This is a genomic window from candidate division KSB1 bacterium (assembly GCA_022562085.1).
Taxonomy (GTDB): domain Bacteria; phylum Zhuqueibacterota; class Zhuqueibacteria; order Oceanimicrobiales; family Oceanimicrobiaceae; genus Oceanimicrobium.
The window spans coordinates 1-10,220 of record JADFPY010000146.1; the positions used below are offsets into that span (position 1 = coordinate 1).

General features: G+C 43.9%; 7 protein-coding genes and 1 pseudogene. 6 read left to right on the forward strand and 2 right to left on the reverse strand.

Going from position 1 to position 10,220, the window contains the following annotated elements; genetic code table 11:
- Window positions 1-350: 350 nt before the first annotated feature.
- Complete coding sequence (locus IH879_12750; protein MCH7675807.1) at window positions 351-3,578, reverse strand: T9SS type A sorting domain-containing protein; 3,228 nt, start codon at window positions 3,576-3,578, stop codon at window positions 351-353.
- A 467-nt stretch (window positions 3,579-4,045) separates the two neighbouring features.
- Between IH879_12750 and IH879_12755 the strand changes: the two genes are divergently transcribed.
- Together IH879_12755 and IH879_12760 are read left to right on the forward strand one after the other, a co-directional pair.
- The gene (locus IH879_12755) at window positions 4,046-4,228 is read left to right on the forward strand and encodes an ATP-binding cassette domain-containing protein (protein MCH7675808.1); all 183 of its coding nucleotides are present in this window, start codon (window positions 4,046-4,048) and stop codon (window positions 4,226-4,228) included.
- 176 nt (window positions 4,229-4,404) lie between these two features.
- Window positions 4,405-4,625, forward strand: a pseudogene (locus IH879_12760) (ATP-binding cassette domain-containing protein).
- A 504-nt stretch (window positions 4,626-5,129) separates the two neighbouring features.
- Here the strand turns inward: IH879_12760 and IH879_12765 are convergent.
- On the reverse strand, window positions 5,130-5,363 hold the full coding sequence (locus tag IH879_12765; GenBank protein ID MCH7675809.1) for a hypothetical protein: 234 nt from the start codon (window positions 5,361-5,363) through the stop codon (window positions 5,130-5,132).
- A 337-nt stretch (window positions 5,364-5,700) separates the two neighbouring features.
- On the opposite strand from IH879_12765, the gene rfbB reads away from it, so the two are divergent.
- The 4 genes from rfbB to IH879_12785 all read left to right on the forward strand — a co-directional run.
- On the forward strand, window positions 5,701-6,705 hold the full coding sequence (rfbB, locus tag IH879_12770; GenBank protein ID MCH7675810.1) for a dTDP-glucose 4,6-dehydratase: 1,005 nt from the start codon (window positions 5,701-5,703) through the stop codon (window positions 6,703-6,705).
- Window positions 6,706-6,714: 9 nt separating this feature from the next.
- On the forward strand, window positions 6,715-8,043 hold the full coding sequence (locus IH879_12775; GenBank protein MCH7675811.1) for a nucleotide sugar dehydrogenase: 1,329 nt from the start codon (window positions 6,715-6,717) through the stop codon (window positions 8,041-8,043).
- Between the two features lie 74 nt (window positions 8,044-8,117).
- A complete protein-coding gene (locus IH879_12780; protein MCH7675812.1) occupies window positions 8,118-9,335 on the forward strand; it encodes an SLBB domain-containing protein in 1,218 nt (405 codons plus the stop codon).
- A gap of 126 nt (window positions 9,336-9,461) precedes the next feature.
- The coding region (locus IH879_12785) for a hypothetical protein (GenBank protein ID MCH7675813.1) at window positions 9,462-10,220 on the forward strand (759 nt) is incomplete at its 3' end.

The following is a 10,220-nucleotide window of genomic DNA, read 5'->3' on the forward strand; positions in this document are numbered from 1 at the left end:
ATCTTCGGACTATGATGACAATACCGCCTTTGTTGAATTCCAGGTCTTCAACATCAAGTGACACCAATTCCGAACGACGGAATGCTCCGGCAAATCCAAGAAGTAAAAGTGCCCTATCTCGAACGCCAATTAGAGAATCCGGTAATCATCTTCTGAATGTTCTCAATTAACAGAGGCCTCTTCTGGTTTGGAGCCCTCGAACTATTGCTGCTCTACCGATGCCTCTACCAGGGATAGCCGGAGCGAAGGAAATGACCGGGAGACCATCATGAGTCCTCCCGGTTCCTTAATTATTTCTTCCCTATGCCTAAAAAAAACCTAACCTTATATCCTCTTGGGGTCATATGACACTATTTAAGCAGTGTCATTTTTCTCGTTATCACAGTTGGTGAACCCTCCCCTGTGCTTGCCTGGAGGCGCATGAAGTAAACTCCGGTTGTGACTTTTCTTCCGAAGTCATTCGTGGCGTCCCACTCTAATGTTTTTATACCCGGACTCTGTTCAACGTTGACAAGGGTTCGAACCCTCTGGCCGAGCAGGTTGTAAATCTCAAGGCGAACTTGAGCCAGACCAGGCAACTCATATCTAATGAGAGTTGTCGGATTAAATGGATTTGGGTAGTTTGGCAATAGGCTATAGTTGCTAGGAGATTCAAACTCAGATTCTACTGAAGTAACGATTTCCGTGGGCTGAATGAGGAGCGAGGGCGAACTTTCATTTCCATTTACATCAACCCAAGTGATACGGTAGACATATGATCCGTCTCCACCAGGGTCTGTATCAAGAAATGAGGTGGTATCCACCTCACCCGCATACAGAAAATCTGATTCAGCGGGGAACGAGGTAGTGTCCCGATATATTTGATAGTGGCTGAGGATATCACTTTCTATAGGCTCCCAATCCAGCTTGATTTTACCTTCAGGGGTATAGGTTGCTTCTGCTTGCACGCGAAGGGGAGGATCGGCTGTCCCGTTGGTCTGGCCCTCTTGTGCGACATCGAAACGTAAGATCTCGACAAATGAATGGCTGCTGCGGTTCCCTGCTTTATCTTTAAGTTCCATGGTTTGGAGCCCCCAAATACCTGGAGCAGACCCTTTGGGGAGCACAACATTGATCTCATACCGCGTCCAGGCTGTGGGGTCTCCTTCAAAAAAGAGGTTATAAAAGTTTTCGTGGTAGTGGTATTGAAAATGAGATATGCCCTGTGGATCTAACAGCCTGTAATTGACTACCCCAAGCCCAGCCAAATCATCTTTTGCATAGTATTCAATACGTACAAGCGTTTCGCCATCAGGTGCTTCTGGGTGGGTCGGTTCACCTGAAACATATATATTATTGAGGCTTAACGTAGGCCCGATATCATCTTCATTTGAGGTCTGAATGGGTATCGAGACAATAGGTTGATCACGGGTATCTTCAGAGAATCGGACCCGTGTCGTATTCAGGGCTGCATCTATCATCACCACTTCAGAAATGGCATAGACATCCGTTGGATAATATTCGGTAATCAAAAAGTCTATGGATCCGCGTTTTGTTGATTCGTTAAATTGTCCATAGGCCTCAAAGGAATAATTGAGTGAATTTAACGTTCTAATTCTTGCATAGACCCCTTGGTCAGCTCTTACCGCTCGGTCTTCGTCAACTTCCCACGATACCGTAAGTTTTTGCACATCACGATCTTGAATAAGGGTATCATTGAGGCTAAAAAAGAGACTATTCGGGACGAATTGGGGCGGGTTCACATCTTCTTGGGGGTTATCTATATACAATAGCCATCCAAAATCGTCTACCCCCTCGAAGCGCTGGTTTCCAACAAGATCTGAAACTATAATTTGGTCCGTCCGCCAGTATCCAGCTTTAGCAGATTTGGGAATCGTGATACGCCCGCTTAATTTAGCGCCGTATTGATCGGTAGGATAAAGATAGAGATCTATGAACGTACCAATTTCACTGTTTATCCTCAAATAAGCACTAGAGGCGCCATCAAAGGCTTTATCGATCAAGGTCAAATCAATTTCAATAGTGACTTCTTTATCTTCTTCGGGTTTTCCATCGACTTTAATATTAACGCTGTTAATTTTTCCTGGATAGTTATAGTCAGGCATCAGGTTTAGGACTTCAAAAGTCAGATCTTCACGGATCTGTGCCACATACCGGGTACCGTGCATTATATAGTCCCGAATGAAGTTGTACTTATCAGGGGCACGCGATAAAAGCTTGTTTGGATTAAGGACATAGAAGGAAATGGACTCTGCCATATCCTCATTTGGATTCTTTTTGTGCGCGTAGGCAGAGACAAACGTGGTCTGTTCCGTAGTAGACCAACCATCCGGGTCATCAGGATTGAGGTACCACCCCCCTACGGCTATCCAGTCGTTTCTGAGCGATTCACTGAACAGGTGTGCCCACATGAAGTGGGATTTTTCGTGCAAGATGAGCCGTTGAAGATGTGCAATATCAGACAGAAACCCGATTTCCATAAACTCGATGTAGCCGCGCGTAGTCCAAGCAACGGCCGGGGCGGCAGGATAGATCGGGTTAGTTTGCCCATCTACACGACGTACCAAAAAGTTAAGTGCGGGGATGACATGCAGGCCTTCAGGCAGTTCTTCAAACATATTTATCATCGTGACAAGCTCATTCGGATGAAAAGCTTGAAAACGGGTAGGATCCTCACCTGTAAGCGCTGCATAGTCGGGAATTCGTATGCTTACGCCAAAACGTTGGTTCAAGATATACTCAACGGCGTCCTCATCCGCTCCCCCTTGGGTAACAAAGGAGACGAGTGCATGATGCAGACGCTTGGAGTAAAACCGACCTTGAATACCATCTAGGCGTATTTTCCGAGGCTGTGCATATGCAAAAGCGTGGCTGGATATGCTAACGGACTGTGCAGATTCAGCCCCCCCTAGCTGCTGAATTTCGATATCATTCGCCAGGAAATCATCTGTCAGTATCCATTTGCTGTTGCTTAATCGGGCTTCCAAGAGTGGAACCTGCTTAAAGGTAGCGAGCAGTCGAGCTGTAAACTCACCACTCCATGAAACCCCTTCATCACTAAGCAGAATGTTATAGTCTTCTAAGAGTTGGTGTGCGGCACTAAGATCAAGAACGGGGGTTGGTTCGTTGAGGAATTCAATTATGCGGGGAGCCACGATATTGCTTTGCTCTACCTTTCCCCCCCGGCTGTTGTCCTGCGCCCAGCTGTAGGTATACTGGTCTGTGTCGACAGGAAGAGGAGAGACCTGGAATGAGAGAGCCGCTCCCGTTACATTGCCTAGAGAATCCACGGAAACTTCCTTCGCATCTGGCAAGGTATAGCCTGCTATCTCCAACTTTACAAAGTAATGACCTGGCGGTACGTCATCAAAGCGAAAGGGCCCAGCGCCTGTAAGCAGATCGGATAAGTACTGATCGTTTCCTAAAGACACGCGTACGGTATCACTTGCATTCAGTCCAGAGATCTGACCCTCTACGGCTGTGGATTGGGCATAAACGATGCACGAAAAAAGGGTGAAAATGCCGGATAAGAAAATACTGGTGAGAACTTTTTTGGGGGTCTCTATCATTTTTTTCACTCCTTTTTTAGATCCAATGTCAAATAATGCACCGTTGTAGATTTCCCAAAGACTGTAACAGTTAAAACTGTCAGCCCTATCTTTGGCATCTATGAAAGTCGAAATCCACCGAAAACCAGATTATCAAAATGCCACGACGATTTTGAGGCCGCACCAAGATGGGGCTATCTCTGTCGGGAATATGATGTAAGCACTACAACCTTATACAATTGGAAGAGCAAGTATGGGCGGACTCAGCCTCTCGGCTCAAAGCACTGGAAGAAGAAATCAAAAACGGCAGCAGATGTACGCCGCTGTGGCCTCCACCTCAATGCACCCAAATAGTTAAAGTATTACCCCGTTCTAAAAAACAGACTGAGTTGATCAGATTCGGGATCGTCCTGGGCCAGGCTTGCCACTTGCTCAAGCCTCTCAAGGTCAAGTTATTACATTATCGACACAAACGAAGTAATGTTTAACCAAAGGCAATAAATATTCTAGAATTTGTCGGACTGGCAGCAGAAAAAAATGTTTTAGCTAGTGATCTATCGTATGGACAGCAGAAATTGCTTTCATTGGCTTGCTGTTTGGCCGCCGACTCAGAACTCCTTTTATTGGACGAACCAGTATCTGGAATTCATCCGGACACCATTGAAAAAATACTTGATTGAATGAACGGGCTAATTGAAAAGGGCAAAACCATCGTGTTTATTGAACATAACATTGAAGCTGTCAAGCTAGTATCTGATCATATCATTGTCATGGACCATGGACAAAATATAGCGGAAGGCCCACCTATAGAAATCTTGGATAACCAGGACAGCTTAGAGGCCTATTTAGAATAGACATGCTAAAAGTAAACAACTTACAAACCGGATACGGAAAAAAACAAATCTTGAATGGCATTTCCATTCACGTTGAACAAGGTGAGTAGTCGCTATTATTGGACATAATGGGGCTGGTAAGTCTACGCTGCTAAAAGCAATTTTCGGTTTGCTCCCTATTGGGAAGGGTGAAATTGTGGGTTCGTACACCGATTCCCCCTGCTACTGCATTCTAAAGTTTTAGAAATTTCTTCAATACCGTTATGTTTTGTATCAGAAAATAAGGTTTAAGAATTAACAATAAATGTTCGATAATGATTTAGACTGATATATCAAGTTCATCCGGCAAAATTTGAATTATTTTGCTAATTATAACAATGTCTGTCAAATTTAAAAAATACCCACATTTCCACATAACGGCAATTAGCATGATTAGATTTTTAACAATATGGTTTGTATTGTGTACTTGGTTAGCTCCAGTGACCGAACACGCTCAAGCTCAGGACATCAAGAAGCTATTGTTTGGTTTAATAGTGAGCGCCTATACCTTCGACTCTCTCAAAGATGGTATTCAAGTTCCCATCACTGTAAGCGCAGATCATAACAATGGTTGGTGAAGCAATCGAAAAGGGGCCTATACCTCCCTGTTTAAACCGCTAAACAAAATGGATATCTTTTCTCTGACGGTGAAGAGTCTAAAAAATACCGGTATTCATGACGTCTTTTCTTTTAAGTAAAAAACTTAATGTTATACACCGTTGTCTTTTTCTGGCTTTCGACGATTTCGCAAGAATTTCTCTATCTCATAAATTTGTTCTTCCTCTTGCAGGGCCAGCAATGCTCTGAGCATTCTTTCGGTGACTAGAGGCCTGACCCAATAATCGCCTGATGCACGAATTTGCTCAAGCACCTGGTCGGATAAAGACAAAAGATTGAGAAGCTGGGTTATTCGCGCTCTTGAGTAGCCTAACGATTTAGCCATATCAGCCTTTGAAGTGAATTCTCCGCGGCAGAGACACTCATCAAGCTCTTTCGCAAGTATTATGGGATTTCGGTACCTGCTTTCACGAAGTTTTAAAAGTTCTATTTATTGATTTGTTCGAGGAGCAAAGCCCAGCAAAATCTGTTGGGCTTTTTTAATTTTGCTGATTCTTTCCTTTTGAACGTAAATAAGTAGCGATATTCTGCCGATTGTAAGAATAGCATATCCAACAAAATCATTGATTTTTAAGTTTGGATTTGTTAGTTTAAACGTTCGAAGAATCATACTTTGTTAAATAAAATTAACAAGTTAGCGACACATCGAAAAGAAAACATCTATGAAAACATACTTGGTCACAGGAGGGGCCGGCTTTATCGGAAGCAATTACATCCGGTATATGCTTAAAAAACACAAGGATGTTGAAATCATTAACCTTGACAAACTTACCTATGCGGGTAACCTCGATAACCTCAAAGACATAGAAGAAGATTCGCGCTATACATTCATCAAAGGGGATATTTGTGATGAAGTTCTGGTGAACCGGATCATGACTGGGGTCGATGTCGTGGTCAACTTTGCCGCAGAAAGTCACGTCGACCGTTCTATCGGCGCGCCTGACGACTTCATCAGAACGGATGTTTTCGGAACTTTTGTTCTTTTGGAAGCAGCCCGCACCAACAAAATTGAAAAATTCATTCAAATCAGTACCGACGAAGTTTACGGCAGCATCGACAAAGGCTCGTTCACCGAAAATGATCCTCTCATGCCTTCGAGTCCTTACTCCGCATCTAAAACCGGGGCCGATAGGCTGGCATTTTCATATTTCGTAACTTATGACCTGCCTGTTATCGTAACTCGCTGCTCAAATAATTTCGGGCCGTTTCATTATCCCGAAAAACTCATTCCTCTATTTGTTACAAATGCCATAGAAAACAAAAGTTTGCCTATCTATGGAGACGGTAAAAACGTGCGCGATTGGATTTATGTTGAAGACCACTGCGACGGCGTCGAGTTCGTTTGTCAGAATGGAAAACTTGGCGAAGTTTACAACATTGGCGGCGGAAATGAAAAAACCAATTTGGAAATCACAGAACGAATCCTGAAAAAATTGGAGAAACCGCAAAGTCTTATGACCCATGTCAAAGACAGGCTTGGACACGACCGCCGGTATTCAGTAGATTGCAGCAAGATTGCCGACTTAGGCTGGAAGCCGAAACACGATTTTGAAGAAGCACTGGATAAAACCATCACCTGGTTTATGGAAAACCGCTGGTGGTGGGAAAAGCTAAAAAGTGGAGAGTACCTGGAGTACTATACACAACAATACAAGGAGGTAGTGTAAGTGGCCGCGATGACATTAGAACAAAAAGTCAAAGAAAAAAGTGCCAAGGTTGGCATTGTTGGTTTAGGTTATGTTGGGCTGCCGTTAGCCGTAGAGTTCGCGAGCAAAGGTTTCTATGTGCTGGGTATCGATACCGATAGAAACAAAATTGAAAAGATAAATAGGGGTGAAAACTACATCGACGATATCGACAGCGAAAAAATGAGATCGCTGGTGGGAGACGGCTTGCTGGAAGGCACGACCATGTACGGCCGCGTCGGCGAGCTTGATATAATTTTTATCTGCGTCCCGACGCCGTTTACGCCAAACAAAGAACCGGACATTTCATACATCACCCAGGCCGCGGAAAACATTTCCGCACATCTCCGAAAAGAACAGTTAGTTATTCTTAAAAGTACCACTTTCCCCGAAACTACAGAAAAAGTGGTCCTGCCTATTTTAGAATCAACCGGTCTCAAAGTTGGAAAAGATTTCTACTTAGCTTTCTCCCCTGAACGAATTGATCCGGGCCGCCAGGATTTCACAACAGCGACTACACCGATTATTGTCGGCGGTGTCACGAAGAAATGTACAGAGCTGGCGACTTTTTCGTGCGAGCAAATCATAAACGAGATTGTCGCGGTTTCATCGCCGCGAGTGGCTGAGATGGCCAAACTTCTGGAAAATATCTTTCGAAGCGTCAATATAGCATTGGTCAACGAGTTGGCCCAACTGTGCGAGCGCATGGGAAACATCGATATCTGGGAAGTGGTTGAAGCGGCGGCCACCAAGCCATTTGGATTTATGCCATTTTATCCCGGTCCCGGAATCGGCGGCCACTGCATTCTGGTCGATCCTTACTATCTTTCCTGGAAAGCAAAAGAGTATGATTTTCACAGCGACTTTATTGAGCTGGCTGCCAGAACCAATGAAAACATGCCCTACTACGTTTTTGACTTAATCATCCGTTCATTGAGTCTAAACGGAATCCAGATTAAAACCGGTACTCTGCTTTTCTTAGGCGTTGCTTTCAAAAAAAATGTGGACGACATCCGCAACTCACCTGCGCTTAAAATCATGGAACTTCTTTTGCAAAGAGGCTCCAAAAATCTTACTTTTAACGACCCGCATGTGAACGAAGTGCGTCTTAATGGAACCGTGATGACGAGTCAGGAACTGACCGACAAGCTTATTTCTCAAGTCGATTGTGTCATTATCACAACTGACCACAGTAAATACGATTTCGAAAATATTGTTAAACACGCTAACTTGATTATCGATACTCGCAACGCCACCAAATCTGTTCAAAATGCTGGGGGTAAAATAATCCGTTTAGGAAGCAGCGGTAAAATGACTTAAGCGCGATGCATTTTAAAGCAAAAATTCCGATCTTCTTAATCCCGCTTATCCTGATATGCTGCAGTTGGCAAAACTTGCCCGCGCAAAGACTCGATAAACGGCTGAAGAAAAAACAGGAGCAGGATTTCAGGAGCCGAGCAAAATCAGCATTCGATAAAAGCAAATCGACTGACAAATCGCAAGCAGAACTTCTGCCTCAAACCGAATTTCTGCAGCAGCCTCTGGAAGCGGCAATCGACCCCGAATCTTACATCGTCGGGCCGGGTGACGTTTTTCAAATCGTGATCATCTCAAGCGAAGAACTCGTTTTTAAAGTTCAGGTGATCTCTGACGGCAAGCTTGTCATACCGACCTTAGCTGTCCTCGATGTCGATGGGAAAACGCTGTCTGAAGTTCAAACCTTAGTTAAAGAGGCGGGGGCGGATAAATACCTTAATTCTCAAATAACCGCTAATCTTGCGATCTTGAGGCAATTTCGGGTGCATGTAACCGGACAAGTCATGAAACCGGGCTCGTATGAGGCGTTAGCTGTTGACCGGGTATCAAACATAATCAAGAAAGCCGAGGGCATAACCAACTGGGGCTCCGAAAGGGTTATCGAAATTCGCCACCTGGATGGCACGGTGGACATGGTGGATTTGTACCGGTACTCAAAACTCGGAGATTTAGACGCAAATTTGACTCTAAAAGGCGGTGACGTCATTTATGTTCCTCATATTAATTTGTCTAAGGCAACCGTGCGCGTGGAAGGGTCGGTAAACGATCCCGGGATTTATCAGTTGGCCGAGAATGAAACGGTGCAGAGTTTCTTGCTTAGAGTTGATGCTTACAACCGGCGCGCAGACTTGACCAACGCTTACATTCAAAGACAAACGGTTTCTAATGGCATTTCGGAAACCATCCCGATTTTCCCATATCTGGAAAACCGGGGAAATGGCCATGCGGAATTGTATTTGCAGGATGGCGATGTCATTATGGTTCCGCAAAGAAACGAGGAGGTTTATGTCATCGGCGCGGTTAGAAACGCCGGGCCTTATGCCTATTATCCAAATCTAACTGCCATCGATTATATTGGTTTTGCCGGCAGCACTGAAAGAGCAGTAAAGCCGTCAAAGGTCCAGCTAATCCGCAATAATTCGGAGAACCCTTTAAAGGCGAAAGGTTTAATCATTGAGCCGGGTGATACGGTTTACGTTCCACAGAGAACTGAGTTTGGTCTCAGGGAGATTACCTCGCTCATCGTGACAGTTACCAATGTGCTGTTGACTATGAAAGCGTTAGATTTGTTGTAAGCAAATTATCAGCGAATTTTTCAGATCGTTCAAATTTACTTTTCCGTCCATAATTTAAAGACCCAGCCTTAAAAATAGCAACTTTGTCAGTTTCCTGTCTTTAAAAAAAATAATTTGGGAATTAGTATGGAAGGTAAGAAATCGAATATCATAGATTATTTCTCGGTCGTTGTAAAATGGCGAAAGCTGATTTTTGTTAATTTTATTGTTGTCTGTAGTATTACGGCGATCATTTCTCTGATTGTTCCAAAAACCTTTTCGGCAAATTCAACGATTCTGCCTCCAGCCAACGAAGCTGATGTGTTCGGCCTGTCATCTCTAATTGGAAATTTACCTCTCGGTCCATTAGGATTCGGCGGCGTCTCGGAAGAGACCTACACATTTATGGCGATTTTGCACAGCCGCACGGTTATGGAAGCAATTGCCAAAAAATTTGCTTTAATGCAAAGGTACGACTATGAAAATATGGAATACACTGTCGAGGAGCTCCGGGAAAATGTTATAGTAGAAATCAATGAAGACGGCACCATCACACTTTCTTCTATGGCGAGTACAAAATTTCTACCTGGAGAAGAAGAGGAAAACGAAGCCAGAAATCTGGCACGAGACATGGCGAACGCCTTTATCGAAGAATTAGATAAAGTGAATACGCAGCTCAAAACTGAAAAAGCCCACAATAACCGGGTTTTTATTGAAAAGAGGTACGAGCAAAATATCAACGATCTCAAGAATGCGGAAGAAGAACTTAAAACATTTCAAAAAACTTATGGGGTCATTGCTTTGCCCGAGCAAACCGTAACTACCATCGAAATCGCCGCCGAAATCAACGCAAATATTATTGCCAAAGAAGTCGAAGTTTCGGTACTGAGCGGATATGTAAGTGAA

Coding starts and splice junctions, on each gene's coding strand:
- IH879_12765 (MCH7675809.1), bottom strand. CDS start 5,363: ATGGCTAAATCGTTAGGCTACTCAAGAGCGCGAATAACCCAGCTTCTC.
- rfbB (MCH7675810.1), top strand. CDS start 5,701: ATGAAAACATACTTGGTCACAGGAGGGGCCGGCTTTATCGGAAGCAAT.
- IH879_12775 (MCH7675811.1), top strand. CDS start 6,715: ATGACATTAGAACAAAAAGTCAAAGAAAAAAGTGCCAAGGTTGGCATT.